The following is a 20,189-nucleotide window of genomic DNA, read 5'->3' as shown; positions in this document are numbered from 1 at the left end:
GAGAGGCCCGTCACGCCCACTGCTTCGCCCAGTCCGGCGCGACGACGTTCTGAAACCGCATCGGCGAGAGATCGGCGACGAGCTTCGCATTCTCGATCGGGGTCTGCGCCGGGTCCTGCACCCTCGCGGCCGTGAGCCGATAAAGCTTGCCGTCGAGCGCGAACAGCAGATCGCCGTTCTTATGCCAGTCCGCCCAAGAGCAATTCTCGATGAAGCGGACACGCGCGCCGTCGCGGAGCACCTCGAAGTCTTCCACGTACCACGGCCCATTCTTCTTATAGATGGCGCGCAGAAATCGCCTGAGGACGAGCCCATTCACCGGCGACGGACGATCGTAAATCTCGGGGGAATTGAATAGCCACGCATAGCCCGATTGCCGATACGGCCCGGCATCGCCCTCTCTGACGAAAATCCAGCCGTCGCGCGTGATCCGCTCATGATGCACGGGATTGTCTTCGCCACGACCCGCGGCTTCCTCGCTCCAGCGGCGCACTTCGAAATTTTCCGGCAGCTTCACGGGCTCATCTCCAAGCGGATGCCAGCCAGCCTTGCGTGCTCCGGGAATGACCGGCGATTTAACTTCGAGATGATTGAGCCCGATGACACGCGGCGTCACGAACAGACCGCCGCCGCCCCATGCATCGCCCTTCGGCCAGAGCGCGAGCGCGGTCAAATACGGCGTGCGACTGACGGCCGTCCACGTTTCGAACGGCGCCTGCCACTTGGCCGCGAAATAGATCAGCAGATCGCCATCGGGAGAAAGATCGCAGCGCCGCTCATAGATGCGGCCGTTGAACCATTGCCCCGGCTCCAGCCGGTCGGCGTCGAGCCACCAGCGAAGCACCAGCACTTTTTTCGATGGGCCGCGCCGGAAGACAATCGCCGATCGCCCATCCCGCGCCAGGATGGCATAAACCCGGCACGACGGCTCGGTTACAATTCCTGTTGAGCCATCCGTCGCGACACGGCCTCACACGTCCAGGTTCGACACGTTGAGCGCGTTTTCCTGGATGAACTCGCGCCGCGGCTCGACGACGTCGCCCATCAGCTTGGCGAAAATTTCGTCCGCCTCAGCGAGATCGCCGACCTTCACCTGCAGCAAAGTGCGAACATCCGGATCGAGCGTCGTTTCCCAAAGCTGCTCGGGATTCATCTCGCCCAAACCTTTGTAGCGCTGGAGTTCGATGCCCTTGCGGCCCGTTTCGTACACCGCGTTGAGCAGCGAGCGCGGCCCGAGCACGACCTCGACCTTGTCCTTGCGCTTCAGCTTCGCCGGCTTGTCGTAGACTTCAACGAGATGCGCGTGACGTTCGTTCAAGCGCCGCGCGTCGAGCGAACCCAACAGCGCGCGATCGAGGAAATGCACCTCCGTCACGCCGCGAACCTCGCGCTTGAACACGAAGCCGTCGTTGCCGAAGCGGCCTTCCCAGCCGGTTTCCATTTCTTCCGAAACGTCGTCGAGACGCTTTGCAACGCGCGCCGCCGCGGCATTCGCTTCCGTCGCCGACTGGAGATACGCGGGATTGAAAATGCCGCCGATCGCGCCCTGCTCGACGACGTTGCGGTTGTAACGCGAATGCAGCCCGTTGATGCCACCCGAAATCTGCCGCGCCTGCTCGACGATGTCGCGAAGATCTCGGCCCGCGCGCTCCGTGCCGTCGCCAGCCACCAGAACCGCGTCCACGAGCCCTTGATCGATGAGATAATCTTCGAGTGCTCTTTCGTCCTTCAGATACGATTGCGCCTTGCCGCGCGCGACTTTGTAGAGCGGCGGCTGCGCGATGTAGACGTGCCCCTTGTCGACGAGCTCCGGCATCTGCCGGTAGAAAAACGTCAGCAGCAGCGTGCGGATGTGCGCGCCGTCGACGTCGGCGTCGGTCATGATGATGACCTTGTGATACCGCAGCTTATCGAGCTTGAACTCGTCGCGCCCGATACCTGTGCCCAGCGCAGCAATAATATTCGTCACCTGTTCCGACGAGAGCATCTTGTCGGTGCGCGCCCGCTCGACGTTCAGGATTTTACCGCGGATCGGCAGCACCGCCTGAAATTCGCGCTTGCGGCCCTGCTTCGCCGAACCGCCTGCCGAGTCGCCCTCGACGATGAAAACTTCCGTCTTCGACGCGTCGCGATCCTGGCATTCGGCAAGTCCGCCTGGAAGGCGGAGACCATCGAGCGCACCCTTGCGCCGCGTGAGATCGCGGGCCTTGCGCGCCGCTTCACGCGCGAGCGCCGCCTCGACGATCTTGCCGACGATGACCTTCGCTTCTTTCGGATGCTCTTCGAACCACGCGCCGAGCTGATCGCCGACCGCCGACTCGACGACCGGCTTCACTTCGGACGAAACCAGCTTGTCCTTCGTCTGCGACGAGAACTTCGGATCGGGCACCTTCACCGACAGAACGCAGGTCAAACCTTCGCGCGCATCATCACCCGAAAGCGAAACCTTCTCTTTTTTGGCGAGACCGGTTTCTTCCGCGTACTTATTGACGATACGTGTCAGCGCGCTCCGGAAACCGGCGAGATGCGTGCCTCCGTCCCGCTGCGGAATGTTGTTCGTGAAGCACAGCACCGTCTCGTGGTAGGTATCGTTCCACCACAGAGCCGCCTCGACGGTGATGCCGTCCTTCTCACCCAAAATCATGATCGGATCGGGAAGCGCCGACGTCTTCGAGCGATCAAGATAGCGCACGAACGCCGCCGTGCCGCCTTCGTAGACAAACTCCTGCCGCTTCACATCGGCATGACGCGCATCCGTCAGAACGATCTTCGCGCCCGAGTTCAGGAACGCCAGTTCCCGCAAGCGATGCTCGAGCGTCGCGAAATCGAATTCAGTGACGTTGTGAAACGTCTCAGTGCTCGGCAGAAACGAAACTTCGGTTCCGCGCTCACCGTTCGCATCGCCGACGACCTTCAGCGGCGCAACCGTGTTGCCGTTGTTGAATTCGACGAAGTGTTCCTTGCCATCACGCCAGATCCGGCACTTGAGCCACGTCGAGAGCGCATTGACGACCGACACGCCAACGCCGTGCAGACCGCCTGACACTTTGTAGGAATTCTGGTCGAACTTACCGCCGGCGTGCAGCTCGGTGAACACGATCTCCGCGGCCGAACGCTTCGGGTCTTGGTCGTCATCTCTCTTGATGCCAGTCGGAATCCCACGCCCGTCGTCGCGCACAGTGCACGAACCATCGGGGTTGAGCGTGACCTCGCAGCTCTTCGCATGACCCGCGAGAACTTCGTCGATACCGTTATCGACGACCTCGTAAATCATGTGGTGCAAACCCGACCCGTCGTCGGTGTCGCCGATGTACATGCCGGGACGTTTGCGAACCGCATCGAGCCCCTTCAGCATCTTGATGCTGTCCGCGCCGTAGTCGTCAGGCTCGGGCATTTTTTTCAGCGGTTGAGCGGTCATTTTTTGCTTTTCTCAAGGGAGGGAAATGAGACCCATTTCATACCACAAAACCCCTTGAAACACCGCATGAAATCGATTCTACGCGGCTTAAAAAAGCGTATTGTTTTCATTGTCTTGCGTGTGACCGTTTGTCCCTCGCCGACAACTTATTCCGAAACCGCGATTTTCCCTTCCTGGACCGCCCAGAATCGCGCCCGGTCAGCAAGCGCCTCGAAGGCATTTTTGTCCGTGCCGGTCATCCACGCCTGCGCCCCGAGATGCAGGATTTCGTCGAACAGCGCCGCGCGCCGGTCGGCATCGAGATGCGCCGTGATTTCATCGAGCAGCAGGATCGGCGCCGCGCCTTCCTGGCGCTCAGTCAAAAGCTCAGCATGCGCCAGAACGAGGCCGAGCAGCAGAGCTTTCTGCTCTCCCGTCGAGCAATGCCGCGCCGCAAGTCCCTTCGGCCCGTGCTCGACGATGAGGTCGGAACGATGCGGTCCGTCGAGCGTCCGCGACGCAGCCCGATCGCGTTCCCGCGTTTGCCGGAGCGTTTGCGCGTAGAGATCTTCTGCCTCGACCGCCGAGAGCCGCTGCAAGCTGTCTTCGATGCTGCCTTCGAGCCGGAACGACGACCACGGGAAAGCCGAATTGGGATCGCGCTCGCGCCGCTTGCCGACGATTTGCACCATCGCAGCAACGGCTTCGAGACGCGCCGCCGCAACGGCGACACCCGTTTCCGCCATCACCCGCTCGAAGCCCGCAAGCTGCGATTCATCACGCACGCCATCCGCGAGCAGCCGGTTACGGCTCGTCATCGCGCGTTCGAAACGTCCCGCGATCGTGCGATAGCCGTGATCGAAACAAAGGATCAGCCGATCGAGAAAGCGCCGCCGCTCCGATCCCGGGCCCGTAAAAAGCCCATCCATCGCCGGCGTCACCCAAACGATTTCGAGATAATCGGCGAGCACACCCGAGCCCGTTTGCGCCGTGCCATCGATGCGCACGATCCGCCCCCGCTCGGACGGCGCTCGCTCCGCCGCTCGACCACCGCCGCGCTGCACGTGGCGCGCCAATCTCTCATCGGAAAATCCGAACGGTTCTCCTCCCCCTTGCGGGGAGGGGTTAGGGGTAGGGGTATCGACACGCGATCGATCGGAAATCCCACCAGGATCTTCACTCCACCCCCGACCCGTCCCCGTCGATGGGGAGGAGAGAAGATCGTCATCTCCCGAGAGAGAACGCACCGTCGTCGCACGCAATCCCGTCCCGATATCCGTCGCACCCGCGAGCGTATGCGCCCGCGCCGCAACCGCGAAACCACCGTCGCCGCCAGCCCGCACGAGATCGCTGAACGGCACGCGCCTCAGCCCTTGCCCCGGCGACAACAACGACAGCGCTTCAAGAAGATTGGTCTTGCCCGACCCGTTCGCCCCAACGATCACCTGCGGCCCGGCATCCGTCGCAACATTCGCCGCCGCATAGCTGCGGAAGTTCGTGAGCTGCAGCCGCTCAACCCAGAGAGTGTTCGGTATCAATGCCATATGCAGCGCTTAGCATCAGACGCAGGATTCTGAAATATTTCCGAGAATTCCCTCTCCCCGCCTGCGGGGAGAGGGCTAGGGTGAGGGGCAGCATCAGCAGGATCAAGAGACCGTCAGTATGCGAGGAGCGTCGCCGTGGAGAACCAACAAATCCCGGGTTCTCCGAGCGAGCGAGACATCAGCCGAAGAAAAGCTCTGGCTCCGCTTACGAGATCGTCGTCTCGGAGGATTCAAATTCGTGCGGCAGTTTTCGATTGAGAACTTCATCGTAGATTTTGCGTGCCGTCGAGAGCAATTGATCGTCGAAGTTGACGGTGGCACGCACGGTACGCCGCAAGAGCTTGTCAACGACACGAGGCGCGATCAGGCCTATCAAAGCTCGGCTATAAAATCGTCCGCATACAAAACACGGACGTCTATGAAAACATCGACAGCGTATTAGAGCATCTGCTCGCCGTGTTGGAAAAACGAGAGGCTTGAGTAAAACCCTGCCCCTCACCCTGCACCCTCTCCCCATCGAGTGCAGAAATGGGGAGAGGGAAAGGCTCCCTCAAACCCGCATCGGCATGAGGACGTAAAGCGCGTTGCCGTCGCCGCCGTCGCGGACCATCGTCGGCGAGCCGGGATCGGCGAGCAGAAACCGCGCGTCTTCGCTTTCAAGCTGATCGGCAATGTCGAGCAGATAGCGCGCGTTGAACCCGATCTCCAGCGGCCCAGCGCTGTAACCGACCGGAATTTCCTCCGTCGCGCTACCGCCTTCCGGATTGTTCACCGTCAGGATCAGCTTGTCCTTCGCGACGTTGAGCTTCACCGCCCGACCGCGCTCGCTCGCGATCGTCGACACGCGATCGACGGCGCTCTTGAACGACGCGTTCGGCACTTTCATTTCTTTGTCGTTGTTGTGCGGAATGACGCGGCTGTAGTCCGGGAACGTGCCGTCGATCAGCTTCGACGTCAGCACCACCGGCCCGATCTCGAACCGGACCTTCGTCTGCGAAACGCCGACATTCACCTTCGCACTCGAATCTTCGAGAAGCCGCGCAAGCTCGTGCACCGTCTTCCTCGGAACGATGACGCCCGGCATGCCTTCCGCGCCCTTCGGCAACGGCAGCTCGACCTGCGCCAGACGATGTCCGTCCGTCGCAACCGCGCGCAACGTCTTCGCGCCGGCCGTCTCCGCCGGATGCAGGAAAATGCCGTTGAGATAATAGCGCGTCTCTTCCGTCGAGATCGCGAACCGCGTCTTGTCGATCAGCCGTTTCAGATCGCCGGCTTCGATCGTGAATTCATGTCCGATTTCGCCGACGGCAAGGTCCGGAAAATCTTCCGCCGACAGCGTCTGCAGGCTGAAGCGCGAATGCCCCGACGTGATGGTCAGGCGCTCCTTGTCGCCGTCGCGCTTCATCTCGATCTCGGCGCCGTCGGGCAGCTTGCGCACGATGTCGTGCAGCACATGCGCCGGAACCGTCAGCGTGCCGGGGGTTGAAACTTTCGCGCCGACGCTCTCGCTGACTTCGCGTTCGAGATCTGTCGCCTTGAACATCAGCGTCTCGCCGGACGCCTTCAGCATGATGTTTGAAAGAATGGGAATGGTCGTCCGCCGCTCGACGACACTTGTGACATGGCTCAGCGCCTTCAAGAGTTCCCCACGTTCAATCTCGAGACGCATGTCTGTCCTCAGTTCTGATTTCGGGAGCGCGTGACGCGGCGGCATCGGCACGCCGCCGGTGACGATCACGCGCGAAGGATGTTGTAGGCGCCCGGAAGCCGCCAGACTTGGCTTGGCACCGGAATCGCCCACGGGTGGCGATCAGAGCCGAATGGGGCCCATTTTTCAAGCCAAGATGTACAAGCTAGGCGGCCTTTAGCGTTACAAATCATGCCGAAGCGCCAAAAACAGCAAGGCCGGCCTCCCGAGGGCTTGGAAGGACCGGCCTCACGCCGTTGAACTCGCGGCGTGGGGCCGCCGCGATCGGTATCTTGATCAACCTGTGATCAGCGCCGGATCAATGGTTGAGCAGCCGCTTCAGTTCCTCGAGCTCATCGCCGAGGTGCGGGTTCTTCGTGATTTCGCCCTCGATCTTCCGGATTGCATGCAACACCGTCGTGTGATCGCGGCCACCGAAGCGGCGCCCGATCTCCGGGAGCGAGCGGGCTGTCAGGTGCTTCGCGAGGTACATGCCGATCTGGCGCGGCCAGACGACGGACCGGTGCCGCCGCTGGGACAAGAGATCACCCTTCGACACGCCATAATGGCGCGAGATGATGCGCAGGATGTCCTCGATCTTGATGCGCCGCGGCTCGAGGTTCTGCACGAGATCGCGGATCACGGTCTCGGCGATATCGAGCGTGATCGGCGTGCGCATGTACTGCCACGTCGCGTAAAGCCGGGTGATCGCGCCTTCGAGCTCGCGGCCGTTCTCCGTCAGGCGCATCGCCAGAAGGTCGACGACATCGCGCGACAGCGTGAACGACGGATCGGCGGCGCGCTTTTCGCCCAGACGCTTTTCCAGAACCTTGAGGCGCAGCTCGTGGTCGAGCGGGATCAGCTCGGTGACGAGACCGCGCTGCAGACGCGACCGCATGCGCTCGTTGAGACGCTCGATCTGGTTCGGCGCCCGTGCCGAGGCAACGACGACCTGCTTTCCGCCGTCGAGCAGCGCGTTGATGATGTGATCGAATTCCTGTTCCGTGCGCTCGCCCTGCAGGAACTCGAGGTCGTCGATCAGCAGCATGTGGATGTTGCGGAAACGCTCTTTGAATGCGAGCGGATCGGAAGAGCGCAGCGCCTCGACGAACTGATAGCGGAAGCGCTCGGCCGTCAGATACAGCACCTGCGCGCTCGGCGCCCGGCGCTTCACTTCCCACGCAATCGCCTGCAAAAGATGGCTTTTGCCAAGTCCGACTGCGGAATGGATGTAAAGCGGATTGTAGCCCGGCGCGTCCGTCAGAACCGTCTCGGCAACCTGCGTCGCACCGGCATGCGCCATGCGGTTTGAAGCGCCGACGACAAAGCTGTCGAATGTGTAGCGCGGATCGAGCGGCGAACCTTCGAGCCCACCGGCCGAGGTGCGCTGCGCCGGAAGAACCGGCGGTCTCAGGACCGAGACGCGCGGCGGAGCTTCCGCCTGCGAGGCAGCCACGGGCGCCTTCTCGGCGATTGTTGTTTCAGGACGCGCTTCAGTCGCGCGCTGAACGGCGACGCCCGGCTGCCGCCAGACGACTTCGACCCGTTCGGCCGTCGCAAACTCGACGCGCGAACAATGCAGCAGACGCTCGGCGTAATGCTCCTGGATCCAGTTCCGCACGAACTTGACCGGCACCGAGACTTTGACGACGCGACCGTCGAAATCCTCGAACTCGAGGCTCTTGAACCAGCTCGAATAAATTTCCTCACCGAGCTGTGCCCGAAGCATGGCACGAACTTTCTGGCCACGGCCCTCGACCGCGCCAGTTGCCGTCTCAACAACAGCCGTCCCCTGCGCACCGCTCACGCCTTGCGCCTCTGCTGTCTTTGCTGCCTGCATAGTGATTACTCCCGCTATTTACGCGGAACGCCGGCCCTAGGCGTTCCCCCCAATGTGCGCCGCATGCCCAAAACCCTCTGAGCGCTGCGGCACGTGCCCTTTCATAATTCTGGGTGCTAACCCTGCACCCAGGCCAGTCCGGCGTGCCTCCAGCCGGCAATCTGGTTGCGGTGACGATCGGGATCGATTGGCCCCTCGAACCCTTCCGTCACGTTGAAACAGCGTCGATAGCCCGACGCCGCCATGGCCTCTGCCGCCTTCAGGCTACGAGCGCCCGAACGGCAAATGAAAAAAATCTGATCGTCTTTCTCGACACCGCGAGCTTTGAGCGCCTCATCGAGCCGATCCTTGAAACCCGGGACGGGGCGGTTGTCGGGGAATGTCAGCCATTCCATCAACAGCGTCTCCCGGCCCAAGCCGCTCAAATCCGGAACCCCGACGAACGCCCACTCGGCGCGCGTACGAACGTCCACCAGAACTGCTTTGGGATCGGCGCTTAAGCGCTCCCACGTCTCAAGGACTGGAACATCCTCGACGCGGGAAGCTTCGATGTTTTCCACGAGCCCCCTCTTTACTCGTTACTAGATTACTTAAAGACCCGTCCAAGACTTCCCCGAGTATAGTTCGGGGAAGCCTTTGCCACTCATGCCTGCAAACAGCAGAACACCATGACTAAACAGAGATCTTTATCTGAATCGACGATGCGTCTGAGCCTTTGGACTTGACCAAAACTTCAGACGCGACGCACGCCGACTTCTGCCAGTGAACGATCGCCTTACCCCGCTGCCATCCACTGCATATTAACTAACCGCTAACCAATACTTCGACAAGCGCCGCGCGCGCCGAAAACGCACCGAGCCGGGTCCAGAAACTTATCCACAACTACCCGGGAGAACAGAGGTTCCATCGCAGTTCCTGTGCAAAAAGCGCTGACTCATTTGGAGATTCCGGGACGGCGCGCGGTGTCAGAAAAATCGTGTTGCACCGTCACGTCACCGTCATTTTAAGCTTGCCCGGCTGCCGCGGCAAAATCGCAGACGAGTCCTTTTCGAGCCCCAAACGCCCGCTCGAACGCGCAATTCCAGAGGGTTAATGACATTCAAAAAACAAACGGGCCCTCATCGGGCCCGCTCTTTACCGTAGCGAATATGCAACAGGGAGGAAAATTGCCCTGCGCTGTCTCGAAGGCGATCAGGCCGACATGGCCTTGACACGCTGTGCCAGCCTGGAAACCTTCCGGCTCGCGGTCTTCTTGTGCATGAGTCCCTTCTGCGCGGTGCGCGCGAGAACGGGCTCAGCTGCAGCCAGCGCCGCCAGGGCCTTGCCCTGATCGCCAGCCTTGATGGCCTCTTCAACGGCCCGCACTTCGCTCTTGACGCGCGTGCGGCGTGCTTTGTTGATGTCTGTACGGCGGATCATCTGGCGCGCGGCTTTTTTTGCCGACGACGTATTAGCCATGGAAAGGTCCCTACTGCTGGTCAAAGGCGCCGTCCGCCGCCTTGGAAAAGGCAAAACGGAGGCCGCGGGCTGTGAAAAACTGATCGGCCCGGATTTTTGTCCAGGCGTGCTTGACGCGCGGTATAGCGGTCGTCCATTCGCCGGTCAATTAATACGCTCGCTCTAAACGCCGATTTTATGAGAGTTTGGCTCTTTTCGCGCCCTGAGCGGCGGTTCAACGCAGGCGTCAGATAACGCCAGCCGGATATAATGGCTAACGAGGATGCTGCCTGGGCAGCCATAGCGATGGGGGTATCTGCAGAATGTTGTCGCTGATTGGATGGTTGTTCGGACTGGCGGTCGCAACCTGCGCGACGGTTCTGGCAGCCGGTCTGATAGACCCGAAACTGCATATCGCCGCCTGCGGGCTCGTCGCCCTGGCAATCACCCTTCTCGCGATCCACGACCATCAGCGGCTGATCAACAGCGGCGCGGTCCCGAATGCCATCGGCAGTTCCACCGCCCGTTACCTTGGACTGGTCTGGGCCTGGGGAGCCCTTTCAGTGATCGTCATCTATCTCTTCGTGCTCGAAAAAGTCTGGCCGGAATGGTGGCAGTTCTTCATCGGCTTTGCGTTCGCGGCTGTCGCGAGCATTGCGTTCGCCACGCTTCTCGACCGCGACCGCGCGGCAGGGCGCTCTGACCCGATGCTGACGAAGGCCGGACGTATTCTTGCGCAAGTCCAGATCGTCGGCATGGCCGTCGGCATCATCAGTCTCTTCGTCGACAAGAAATTTCCGCGTGACGTCGCCTACGCGGACTGGGCCGGCAACAACATCTTGTTCTTCGGCGCGCTGGCGATCGCAGCGATCAGCATAGACGCTTTACGTTCACCCGCGCACGTGTGATGCAGTCCGGGACATAGTCGCTTCTCGGATTTCATTCGCATGGCCTTACGCCCTCCACTGCCGTGGCTGCTCGCGACGCTCCTCGCAGCGTTGGTTGCGATGTATCTCGCAACAAGCGGATTGCAAAAGGCCCAGGCAGCGACATCCGCAGCCGCCTTCGCAATTCTTCTCGTGATCGCCGGCCTGCGTTCGAACTCACCGTTGTGGCGACGTGGAACAGCAAAGAGCACAGCGACGCCGCGACAAGCGCTATGGCTGACGACGCTGCTCATCATGCTCGCCTATTTCTGGTGCGCGCTTGCATTTTACGCCGTCTATCTCGGCACGTCGCTACGCTGGCAACATGGTTGGGAATACGGTTCGGCGATGCTTCTCGTCGCCGTCGGACATGCGATTTATCTCTGGCACCTCGACGATCCGAATGCGTCTGTATCGACGCCAAAAGCCATCGGCCGCGCGGTTGCGCTTGCCGCTCTGCAGGCCGTCGCAATCGCATGCGGCTTGCTCTGGCTCATTCAGTCCGGAAAACTGTCGTCGCTGAAAGGCGACTGGGCCGCGAACCAGCTGTTTCTCGCCGGCGGCTTCACCGTGATGTGCCTGAGCGTCATCATCGTCAAAACCCACTCGGCGCTCAGCGAGCGCTTGGCCCGCTGAAGGTTCATCGCTGACAGCGCGGACAATAAAAGCTCGCCCGTCCCGCATGCACCACGCGTCGAATTTCACCGCCGCACCCGGGTCTCGGACACGTTCTCCCAGCGCGATCATAAACGGCAAACGAATTTTGAAATCCACCCGAAGCGCCGCTCGCATCGCGGTAATCGCGCAAGGTCGAACCGCGCGCATCGATCGCCTGTTCGATAACCTCTCGGATCGCCGGGACGAGCTTCTGCGCGCGCTCCGTTGGCGCACCGCGTTTATCCGCCAGCGCGTGCGCCGCACGGTTCGGCGACAAGCCTGACCGGAACAGCGCCTCCGCGACATAGATATTCCCGAGACCCGCGACGATCCGCTGATCCATCAGGAAGGCTTTCAGATTGGCTTTCTTTCCGCGCGCTCGCTCCGCGAGATAATCCGCCGTCAGTTCCGAACCCAGCGGCTCGACGCCAAGCGCGCGAAACAGAGGATGCTCGGATCGCTCGGCATGCGGCATCATGACCATAAAGCCGAAGCGGCGCGGGTCGTTGTAGACGATGCGCGCCCCGCCCGTGAGTGTGAACTCGACATGATCGTGCACAGGAGCAGCGCCGACGCTGTTGACGTACTCGCCCGGCGTATCCGTCCGCCCTTTCTCCAAAATCGTAAACCGCCCCGTCATGCCGAGATGCATCACGAGGTCTTCGCCGCCCGAAAGCTCAGCGATCAGATATTTGGCGCGCCGTTCGAGCCGGTCGATCCGCTGCCCGACCAGCCGTTCGGCAAATCGCTCCGGAAACGGAAATCTGAGATCGGGACGGCGTAGCTCGACTGCGGCGATGCGCCGTCCGGTGACTACCGGCGCCAAGCCGCGCCGGACCGTTTCAACTTCGGGCAGTTCAGGCATAAACGTCTAAAGCCGCGATTGACGCTAATTGCGAGAGACGATAGCGCAGCGTACTCGGCGTCACGATAAATATCAGAGCGCCATCCCACATTTATTCAGGCGGATCTTGGGCATACTTTACCCATCTCTCTTCATAGTCTTTCAGTGTCGGAATGCCGGTCAATAGATATAAAGCGTGCAGCAGATAGATGTGAACTCCGTGGTAGCTGTTGCTGAAGTTCGGTGGATCTGCCTTAAACGTAATGTATCCAAGATCATAGCAAGAGAGCCTACCGAAATCATAATAGGGAAGAATTTTTTCCAGGGTGCGAATGCCACCCGAAAATAGCTCCCCGGCATAACTTTGTTGTGCCTCTATTGACGTTGGAATTTGGGACCAATCATACAGACCAAGCAAGGCAAACAAAAAGCCATTCAAAGTATAAGAACTGGGCTTAGATACGTATTCTTCGAAAAAAATATAGTCACTCAATGACGAATCCAAGTCGACAAGACTCGATTTGACACCTCCTTCATCAACGGGAGTACCAAGTACCTTCAGGGCCTTTATGCCACTCGCTAGATACTTCTCGTCACGGGTAAGCATATAGACGCGAGCAAGTAAACTCAGACCCTGCCCTTGGGTCATCCCGGAAATCCAGCCAACGGGCAGGTCTTTCTTCGTGAGATAATAGTTGTATTTAAATGGATAGGCAAAGCCACCATTTTTATCTTGAAGATCGACGAGATTATTTGCGTAGGAAACCGCTTCCTTGAGAGAATTCTCTCCGCGAAGAAACCTACCGTATGACTTAAGACCGCACTGCGCTGACAGGAGCGGATGGTACTGATACACACCATCGATTTTCTGCCTCACAACGCCATTTTCATCTTTTTTATCGCGTTCCGAATCCTTGCATTGGCCCAATCCATAGTTCAGATAATCGCCAAAAGCCGAATGGTCCTTGATGAAATATTTGTAGGAAATCGGGCGCTCAGGTCGCTGATTTTCTCGAAGATCGAGTTGCGCTTCTGTTTTTGAAGGACGTTCGAATTTCGGCCAGTTATGTTCTGCGTCAGATCCTGCAACTAGCAAGACACCCGCACAGATTACTGCTAGGTTCATTGAGCGCACCATTTGCTCGGAGCCGCGATTGACGCTAATTGCGAGAGACGATAGCGCGGCTCGTCCGACACGGCTATCCTGAGCGACATGATCGAAAATACCGCATCCTCGTCAAGCGACGAAAACAAAGTCTCGTTCGGCTTCCGCGCCGTCCCCGAGGGAGAGCGCCAGGGCCTCGTCAACGGCGTCTTCGCCTCGGTCGCCGAGCGTTACGACCTGATGAACGATCTGATGTCGGGCGGCCTGCACCGGCTTTGGAAGCGCGACCTCATCACGATGCTGAACGCGCCGAGAAGCGCCACGCCGTTCCGCCTGCTGGACGTCGCGGGCGGCACCGGCGACATCTCGATCCGCTATGCGCAAGATGGCGGCCCCGCCACCACCGCCGTCATCTGCGACATCAGCCCCGAAATGCTGAATGTCGGCCGCCGTCGCATCGAGTCCCTAGGGCTTTCCGATCGCATCACTTGCATCGAAGGCAACGCCGAAGCCCTCCCCTTCGACAGCGCGAGCTTCGACGCCTACACGATCGCTTTCGGAATTCGAAACGTCACCCACATCGATCAGGCATTGGCGGAAGCCTATCGTGTGCTGAAGCCGGGCGGACGTTTCCTCTGCCTGGAATTTTCGGAATGCCAGGTTCCGCTTCTCGACCGGATCTATGATTTCCATTCGTTCGAAATCATTCCGCGCCTCGGCAAGCTCGCAGCCGGTGACGCCGACTCCTATCGCTATCTCGTTGAGAGCATTCGCCGCTTCCCGAAGCAGGAAGCCTTCGCCGGCCTCATTCGAAACGCCGGATTCTCACGCGTCAGCTATCGCAATCTGACGGGCGGAATCGCGGCTATTCACGGCGGTTGGAAGATCTAATCGGCCACACATTCACGGCGTTTTACGCGTCACGTTGTGACTTCAATTGACCGTGACCAACAGCGCTCATAGCCTCCGCGCGCAGGGGAGAAGAAGTTTTTTTCTTCTATCGGAGGAGATGGAACTCATGAAAAAGAGTGTGCTGATGTGCGCCGCGCTCGCGGCTGCGATGTCGTTCGGCGCCGGCGTTGCAAACGCTGGCTGCGTGACGAAAGGTGCGGTGGCAACCTCGTCTTCGGCGGATTCCGCCAAATGGTACGCCTTCGAAACGATGGTGCAATCGGTGAGCTGGGGCCTGTGGCCGGGCTTCCTCGCGACCGGCAACGTCGAAGGCTACAAGGTCGTCAACAAGCGTTACAACTGCCGTCCCGACGGTGGCATGGTCACCTGCCACGGCCGCGCGACGTTCTGTAAGCGCTAAAATCCGCAGACTTCCTATAATCTCAACGGCGCCCGCCGAAAGGCTGGGGCGCCGTTTGTGTTGTAGGGAACCCTTGCGGCTCAATCGCGATATGAAGCAAGGCGATTAACGGTCTTTACCCCATGTGCCGGCTTCACTTGACCGAAACCCTTTGAGGCGCATTGTGCAGGCCTCGGCGGCTCGTCCGCGACGACAGGACGACGAACACTGAGCCATGGCCGGAGCACTTCTTAATTCTTTACGATTGGCGCGCGCCGGATTCGTGCTCGCGCAGCACGGCATCCGCTTCGTACCCCGCGGCGTGCCGGTTCCGCTGCCGCTCAAAATCGCCCGCGCTCTCACGGTGCCGGTCCAGATCGTCACCGCGCCGTTCCGGCGCGACGTGCCCCGCGCCTCCCGCGTGGCGTCCGCACTCGGAGAGCTCGGCCCGAGCTACGTGAAACTCGGTCAGTTTCTCGCGACGCGCGCTGACGTCATCGGACCGGAGCTGTCGGCCGACCTTCGCCATCTCCAGGACAAGGCCGACCCCTTCTCGATGGCCGAGGCGCGGCTCGCGGTGGAACGCGCGCTTGGCGGCAAGCTCGAAGATCACTTCGTCGAATTTGGCCCGCCCGTCGCCGCCGCCTCGATCGCCCAGGTGCACAAGGCCTACGTTCTCGAAGACGGCGTGAAAAAACCCGTCGCCGTGAAAATTCTCAGGCCGAATATCGAGAAGCGTTTTCAGCACGACCTCGACAGCTACTATTTCGCCGCGCGCTTGATCGAACGCTTTTACCCGCCCGCGCGGCGCTTGAAGCCCGTCGCCGTCGTCGACAACCTGAAGCACACGACCGACCTCGAGATGGACCTGCGGCTCGAAGCCGCCGCGATCTCCGAGATGGCCGGCAACATCAAGGACGACGAAGGCTTTCGCGTTCCGAACGTCGATTGGCGTCGCACCGCCAAGCGCGTCCTGACGGTCGAATGGATCGACGGGACCCCGATCTCGCATCGCGACACTTTGCAGGCGAAAGGCTTCGACACCAGCGCGCTCGGCTTGACTGTCCTGCGCACGTTCCTGCGTCACGCCATGCGCGACGGCTTCTTCCACGCCGACATGCACCAGGGCAACCTGTTCGTCGACGACAACGGCGTCATCGTCGCCGTCGACTTCGGCATCATGGGCCGGCTGGGCATCGCGGAGCGCCGATTCCTCGCGGAAATCCTGCACGGATTGATCACGCGCGATTATCATCGCGCCGCCGCCATCCACTTCGAAGCCGGCTATGTGCCACCGCATCATACCGTCGAAGAATTTGCGCAGGCGATGCGCGCGATCGGCGAACCCATTCAGGGGCGCACGGCGGAAGAGATCTCGATGGCGGATCTCCTCGGCCAGCTTTTCGCCTACACCGAAGTCTTCGATATGCAGACGCGTCCCGAACTGATCCTGCTGCAGAAAAGCATGGTCATCGTCGAAGGCGTGGCGCGTGATCTCGATCCGCTGCTCAATGTGTGGGTTGCCGCCGAACCCGTCGCGAAGGAATGGATCGAATCCAACCTGTCGCTCCTCGGTCGCCTGAAAGGCGCCGGCCGCGGCGCCGAAACGATCGGCGACATTCTGATGCGCACGCCCGGGTTGTTGCAGCGAGCGGAGCAGACTCTCCTCGGCTTCTCCGAAATGGCGCAATCGGGTTTGAAGCTCGACGATGCAACGCTCGAAAATCTCGCCTCGCGGTCGCGCCATAACCGCATCACCGATGCGGCGCTTTGGGTCACGGCCATCGCGCTGGTCGCAATCGCCTTGAAAATCTACGGCGTATTCTGACGCTTCGCCTTGCGCGGCCCGACGAGATGCGTGCCGTGCGCGATCGCAGCCGTAGCCCGCATTGTCGCCGCCAGAAAAACCGCCTCCGCGAGTTCGGCTTCCGTGACCCCGGCGTTTTCCGCGTTCGTGCGGTGCACCTCGAGACTATAGGGACACTGCGTGGCGATCGCGACCGCAACCGCGATAAGCTCCTTGTAGCGTCGTGGAATCGTGCCCGGAGCCATCGCAGCACGATCGAAATTCTCGAACGCCGCCATCGTTGCCGGCGACAAGCTACGGAGCTGCGGCAGATTCGAAAGATTGGATATATCGTACATGAAAGAGGTTCCCTAAATCCGCAGAGTTGGCGCGCTTGAAAATGTCTTGAAGCGTCGCGGCGTTCGCGCGACTGGTCAAGCATCGGAATTAATACCTGAAAGAAAGGACCGCCCGATGACCGACCGGCCGCCGTTGCCGCCCTTCACGCGCGAAACAGCCGCACAAAAAGTTCGTGGCGCCGAAGATGCGTGGAACCACCGTGATCCGGAGCGCGTGTCACTCGCCTACACCGTGGACAGCCGCTGGCGCAATCGCGCCGAATTTCCGGTCGGCCGCGCCCAGATCGTGGAGTTCCTGACGCGAAAGTGGAACCGCGAGCTCGATTACCGGCTGATCAAGGAGTTATGGGCGTTCGATAACAATCGTATCGCCGTTCGCTTCGCCTACGAATTCCGCGACGACAGCGGTCAATGGTATCGCTCGTATGGCAACGAAAATTGGGAGTTCGACGCTCACGGCTTGATGGCGGTCCGCCACGCCAGCATCAACGATATGCGGATCTCGGAGTCGGAGCGCAAATATCACTGGCCGCTCGGGCCGCGTCCGAAAGATCATCCGGGCCTGTCAGACCTCGGTCTCTGACAGCGACAACTTCAAGCAACGGCAAAAAAAAACGCGGGCTCATGCCCGCGTTCAATAGTCAGACGCTGAGCGAAGACCGCGCCGGCTTCGGCGAGCCGCGCCAATACGCCAACGCGAAAATCGTGCACGCGGTCACGGCATACGCGATGAGTTGCAGTCCCGTCGGACGGTCCATGTAGCCGATGAGAACATGCAGCACGCGGCCGATCCAGCTGTCCTGGGAGAGCAGCCACGACGTATCCCAGATTTTTGTATCCAGAACTTCGATGAAACCTGCATTCGAGAGCTGCTGTACCGCCGACGCAGCAAGCCCTGCAGCCAATAGCGTCACCAGAACACCGGTCACTGAGAACATGCGTTTCAGAGGGATGGCGGCTAGTCCAAGATACAGCGCCAACGACACGACGGCCCCAAGCAACAGCCCGATCGCCGAGCCGAGCAAAAGTTCGCCGGCCGTATCCTTGCCCTGCATGATGATGCCGGTCATGAACAGAACGACTTCGCTGCCCTCGCGCATGACCGCGATCGCGACTGCCGCCGCGAGAGCAAACAGCGATTGCTTACCCGCCACCACGTCGCTGCTGAGCTGGCGCAACTCACGCGTCATTTCGCGCGCATGCTCCGCCATCCAGACCACGTGCCACGCAAGCATCACGACCGCGAAAAGCAAAATTCCGGCGACGAAAAGTTCTTGTCCGCGCCCGTCGAACGCGTCGGTAATTCGCGTCGCAAAAAGTGCGACGATCGCCGAACCGACGATGCCAGCAAGAATTCCAAGCGTGACCGCGCTGTTGCGTCCGGGCACACCGCGCGACGCCGCAAGCACAACGCCGATGATGAGACCGGCTTCGAGAACCTCACGGAAAATGATGACGAGAGCTGCGAGCATTTAGGCCTCATTCCACAAGGATATGGCCGAGCGCGGTATCCATGTGAAACTCCCCGAAGAAAATGTAAGTGCCTGGTTCGAGAGGTTTGACACGGAACGTCGCTTCGCTGTTTCCAGCGATGATTTTTTCAAAGCCGATATCGTTGCTCTCGAACTCTTCCGGAGTCGGATCGAGATTTTTGACGATGAGCTTCGCACGCTGACCCGCTTGCAGCTTGATGGCTGCCGGATCGAACTTGTGATCCTTGATCTTGATTTCAATCTCGAGCTCTTCCGCAGCATGCGCAGAGAAAGCGACAAGTTGAAGTGCCGACGCAGCAAGAATGCTGGCGCACAGAAGAGCAAAAGCGGAAAGAGGATTAGCGAACGAACGCCCGAGCGAGCGAAATGACATGCCGACTCCCAATAGGTCAGGATTCAAGGTCCCGAGATCAGGTTTTTCTATCGGACGTTATGGCGACAAAATCCGTCAAGAACAATACCCAGCACACGGCTTTCACCGCTCGTGTCGCAGTTCAAGTTATTGGAAACGTTCCAAGTATATAGCAGAGCGCGCTTACATCGCCGAGCGCACCGACGACGGCCAAGTCGTTCGAGCGAACGGCAGCGCCAACGAGATGCGTGCGCCAACGCGCAATCGATCAAGAATGGACTCTGAAAACAAAAACGCGCCGCTGGCACAAGGCACAGCGGCGCGTTTGAATTCGATCGATAGAGGGTGCACTGATTGACTTCTTTCTACTGCGCTTTCCAGTTGGCTCCGCAGAACGGAGCCGAAAGCACAAATTCACATGACGTCTCGGCAGACCTGGCAACGACCTACTCTCCCGCGTCTTAAGACGAAGTACCATCGGCGCAGGGGCGTTTCACGGCCGAGTTCGGAATGGGATCGGGTGCAGCCACCCCGCCATAATCACCAGGTCAGCGGAGACGTCATATGACTTCTGTAGTCTGTTCTTTCTAATTCCTACGCTCATCGTGCTCGTCGCCACTTCGAGCCGAAGCTCGAGCGGCCAAGGGCCGCCGGCGCTGAGCGCCGCCCTAGCGAAGGTGTCCGCGCAGATGCGCGGAACAGCTCCGTGAGCGATAACGATGAGCATTGCTAAATGAGAGCAATCAAGCCAATCGAGTTATTAGTACCGGTAAGCTACACGCCTTGCAGCGCTTCCACACCCGGCCTATCAACGTGGTGGTCTTCCACGACTCTCGAGGGAGAACTCGTTTTGAGGTGGGTTTCCCGCTTAGATGCCTTCAGCGGTTATCCCGTCCGCACATAGCTACCCTGCTGTGCCGTTGGCACGACAACAGGTCCACCAGAGGTGCGTCCATCCCGGTCCTCTCGTACTAAGGACAGATCCTCTCAATTCTCCTACACCTACGGCAGATAGGGACCGAACTGTCTCGCGACGTTCTGAACCCAGCTCACGTACCACTTTAAATGGCGAACAGCCATACCCTTGGGACCTGCTCCAGCCCCAGGATGTGATGAGCCGACATCGAGGTGCCAAACGACGCCGTCGATATGGACTCTTGGGCGTCATCAGCCTGTTATCCCCGGCGTACCTTTTATCCGTTGAGCGATGGCCCTCTCACAAAGAACCACCGGATCACTATGGCCGTCTTTCGACTCTGCTCGACTTGTCAGTCTCGCAGTCAGGCGGGCTTATGCCATTGCACTCGACGGTTGATTTCCGACCAACCTGAGCCCACCTTCGCACGCCTCCGTTACAATTTAGGAGGCGACCGCCCCAGTCAAACTGCCCACCATGCGCTGTCCCGGATCCGGATAACGGACCGCGGTTAGACAACCATAATCACTAGGGTGGTATTTCACATTTCGGCTC

The 20,189-nt window shown here is 60.0% G+C and carries 19 protein-coding genes, 2 rRNA genes and 1 pseudogene (1 of these 22 cut by a window edge); 8 read left to right on the top strand and 14 right to left on the bottom strand.

The genetic code is table 11. The features are described 5' to 3' along the window. Window positions 1-10: 10 nt before the first annotated feature. The 3 genes from HYPGJ_RS02530 to HYPGJ_RS02520 all read right to left on the bottom strand — a co-directional run bounded on the left by HYPGJ_RS02530 (window position 11) and on the right by HYPGJ_RS02520 (window position 4,941). Window positions 11-844 carry a hypothetical protein gene (locus HYPGJ_RS02530; RefSeq protein ID WP_143440473.1) on the bottom strand — a complete coding sequence of 278 codons (834 nt, stop codon included), beginning with the start codon at window positions 842-844 and terminating at the stop codon, window positions 11-13. Between the two features lie 126 nt (window positions 845-970). Then, window positions 971-3,418, bottom strand: coding sequence for a DNA topoisomerase (ATP-hydrolyzing) subunit B (gene gyrB / locus HYPGJ_RS02525; protein WP_046845690.1), 2,448 nt, complete (start codon window positions 3,416-3,418; stop codon window positions 971-973). A gap of 146 nt (window positions 3,419-3,564) precedes the next feature. Next, window positions 3,565-4,941, bottom strand: coding sequence for a DNA replication/repair protein RecF (locus HYPGJ_RS02520; RefSeq protein ID WP_052750764.1), 1,377 nt, complete (start codon window positions 4,939-4,941; stop codon window positions 3,565-3,567). Window positions 4,942-5,059: 118 nt separating this feature from the next. Between HYPGJ_RS02520 and HYPGJ_RS19415 the strand changes: the two are divergent. After that, window positions 5,060-5,260, top strand: a pseudogene (locus tag HYPGJ_RS19415) (DUF559 domain-containing protein); the annotation flags it as partial. Between the two features lie 71 nt (window positions 5,261-5,331). Beyond that, entirely contained in the window at window positions 5,332-5,421 is a 90-nt protein-coding gene (locus HYPGJ_RS19410; RefSeq protein ID WP_348270889.1) for a hypothetical protein, read from the top strand. A gap of 70 nt (window positions 5,422-5,491) precedes the next feature. Here the strand turns inward: HYPGJ_RS19410 and dnaN are convergent, their stop codons facing one another. From dnaN to rpsT, 4 genes are all read right to left on the bottom strand, one after another. Further along, on the bottom strand, window positions 5,492-6,610 hold the full coding sequence (dnaN, locus tag HYPGJ_RS02515; RefSeq protein ID WP_046845832.1) for a DNA polymerase III subunit beta: 1,119 nt from the start codon (window positions 6,608-6,610) through the stop codon (window positions 5,492-5,494). Between the two features lie 337 nt (window positions 6,611-6,947). Further along, window positions 6,948-8,468: a chromosomal replication initiator protein DnaA gene (gene dnaA, locus HYPGJ_RS02510; protein ID WP_046845689.1), complete on the bottom strand. Its 1,521-nt coding sequence runs from the start codon at window positions 8,466-8,468 to the stop codon at window positions 6,948-6,950. 116 nt (window positions 8,469-8,584) lie between these two features. After that, window positions 8,585-9,028, bottom strand: coding sequence for a rhodanese-like domain-containing protein (locus HYPGJ_RS02505; RefSeq protein ID WP_013214048.1), 444 nt, complete (start codon window positions 9,026-9,028; stop codon window positions 8,585-8,587). Window positions 9,029-9,659: 631 nt separating this feature from the next. Continuing rightward, a complete protein-coding gene (rpsT, locus tag HYPGJ_RS02500; protein WP_046845688.1) occupies window positions 9,660-9,926 on the bottom strand; it encodes a 30S ribosomal protein S20 in 267 nt (88 codons plus the stop codon). A gap of 302 nt (window positions 9,927-10,228) precedes the next feature. Here rpsT and HYPGJ_RS02495 point away from each other — a divergent pair, with 302 nt between their 5' ends. Together HYPGJ_RS02495 and HYPGJ_RS02490 are read left to right on the top strand one after the other, a co-directional pair. Next, the gene (locus tag HYPGJ_RS02495) at window positions 10,229-10,813 is read left to right on the top strand and encodes a hypothetical protein (RefSeq protein ID WP_046845687.1); all 585 of its coding nucleotides are present in this window, start codon (window positions 10,229-10,231) and stop codon (window positions 10,811-10,813) included. Window positions 10,814-10,852: 39 nt separating this feature from the next. Next, the gene (locus HYPGJ_RS02490; RefSeq protein ID WP_046845686.1) at window positions 10,853-11,467 is read left to right on the top strand and encodes a hypothetical protein; all 615 of its coding nucleotides are present in this window, start codon (window positions 10,853-10,855) and stop codon (window positions 11,465-11,467) included. A gap of 4 nt (window positions 11,468-11,471) precedes the next feature. Here HYPGJ_RS02490 and mutM read toward each other — a convergent pair whose 3' ends face one another. Together mutM and HYPGJ_RS18610 are read right to left on the bottom strand one after the other, a co-directional pair. Beyond that, entirely contained in the window at window positions 11,472-12,353 is an 882-nt protein-coding gene (gene mutM, locus HYPGJ_RS02485; RefSeq protein ID WP_046845685.1) for a bifunctional DNA-formamidopyrimidine glycosylase/DNA-(apurinic or apyrimidinic site) lyase, read from the bottom strand. A 91-nt stretch (window positions 12,354-12,444) separates the two neighbouring features. Further along, window positions 12,445-13,458 (bottom strand): D-glucuronyl C5-epimerase family protein, encoded by a 1,014-nt coding sequence (locus HYPGJ_RS18610; RefSeq protein WP_159108277.1) that lies wholly within the window; start codon window positions 13,456-13,458, stop codon window positions 12,445-12,447. Window positions 13,459-13,545: 87 nt separating this feature from the next. On the opposite strand from HYPGJ_RS18610, the gene ubiE reads away from it, so the two are divergent. The 3 genes from ubiE to ubiB all read left to right on the top strand — a co-directional run bounded on the left by ubiE (window position 13,546) and on the right by ubiB (window position 16,556). Further along, on the top strand, window positions 13,546-14,328 hold the full coding sequence (gene ubiE, locus HYPGJ_RS02470) for a bifunctional demethylmenaquinone methyltransferase/2-methoxy-6-polyprenyl-1,4-benzoquinol methylase UbiE (RefSeq protein ID WP_046845683.1): 783 nt from the start codon (window positions 13,546-13,548) through the stop codon (window positions 14,326-14,328). Between the two features lie 127 nt (window positions 14,329-14,455). Then, window positions 14,456-14,749, top strand: a complete 294-nt coding sequence (locus HYPGJ_RS02465) for a hypothetical protein (protein ID WP_013217494.1) — start codon at window positions 14,456-14,458, stop codon at window positions 14,747-14,749. 214 nt (window positions 14,750-14,963) lie between these two features. Next, complete coding sequence (gene ubiB, locus HYPGJ_RS02460) at window positions 14,964-16,556, top strand: 2-polyprenylphenol 6-hydroxylase (RefSeq protein WP_046845682.1); 1,593 nt, start codon at window positions 14,964-14,966, stop codon at window positions 16,554-16,556. Here ubiB and HYPGJ_RS02455 read toward each other — a convergent pair. Beyond that, window positions 16,541-16,873: a carboxymuconolactone decarboxylase family protein gene (locus HYPGJ_RS02455; RefSeq protein WP_013217492.1), complete on the bottom strand. Its 333-nt coding sequence runs from the start codon at window positions 16,871-16,873 to the stop codon at window positions 16,541-16,543. The genes ubiB and HYPGJ_RS02455 overlap by 16 nt on opposite strands. 115 nt (window positions 16,874-16,988) lie before the next feature. On the opposite strand from HYPGJ_RS02455, the gene HYPGJ_RS02450 reads away from it, so the two are divergent. Beyond that, a complete protein-coding gene (locus HYPGJ_RS02450; RefSeq protein WP_046845681.1) occupies window positions 16,989-17,456 on the top strand; it encodes a nuclear transport factor 2 family protein in 468 nt (155 codons plus the stop codon). 58 nt (window positions 17,457-17,514) lie between these two features. Here the strand turns inward: HYPGJ_RS02450 and HYPGJ_RS02445 are convergent, their stop codons facing one another. The 4 genes from HYPGJ_RS02445 to HYPGJ_RS02430 form a co-directional block, all read right to left on the bottom strand. Continuing rightward, complete coding sequence (locus tag HYPGJ_RS02445) at window positions 17,515-18,345, bottom strand: FTR1 family protein (protein WP_046845680.1); 831 nt, start codon at window positions 18,343-18,345, stop codon at window positions 17,515-17,517. A gap of 7 nt (window positions 18,346-18,352) precedes the next feature. Continuing rightward, entirely contained in the window at window positions 18,353-18,739 is a 387-nt protein-coding gene (locus tag HYPGJ_RS02440) for a cupredoxin domain-containing protein (RefSeq protein WP_046845679.1), read from the bottom strand. Between the two features lie 412 nt (window positions 18,740-19,151). Beyond that, window positions 19,152-19,266: ribosomal RNA gene (gene rrf, locus HYPGJ_RS02435) — 5S ribosomal RNA — on the bottom strand. Window positions 19,267-19,457: 191 nt separating this feature from the next. Then, window positions 19,458-20,189: ribosomal RNA gene (locus HYPGJ_RS02430) — 23S ribosomal RNA — on the bottom strand; it runs 2,061 nt beyond the window's last position.

This window comes from Hyphomicrobium sp. GJ21, from assembly GCF_001006785.1.
In the GTDB taxonomy this organism is placed as follows: domain Bacteria; phylum Pseudomonadota; class Alphaproteobacteria; order Rhizobiales; family Hyphomicrobiaceae; genus Hyphomicrobium_B.
Note: the sequence above shows the minus strand (reverse complement) of the source record. Positions and strands in the feature narration are given on the sequence as shown.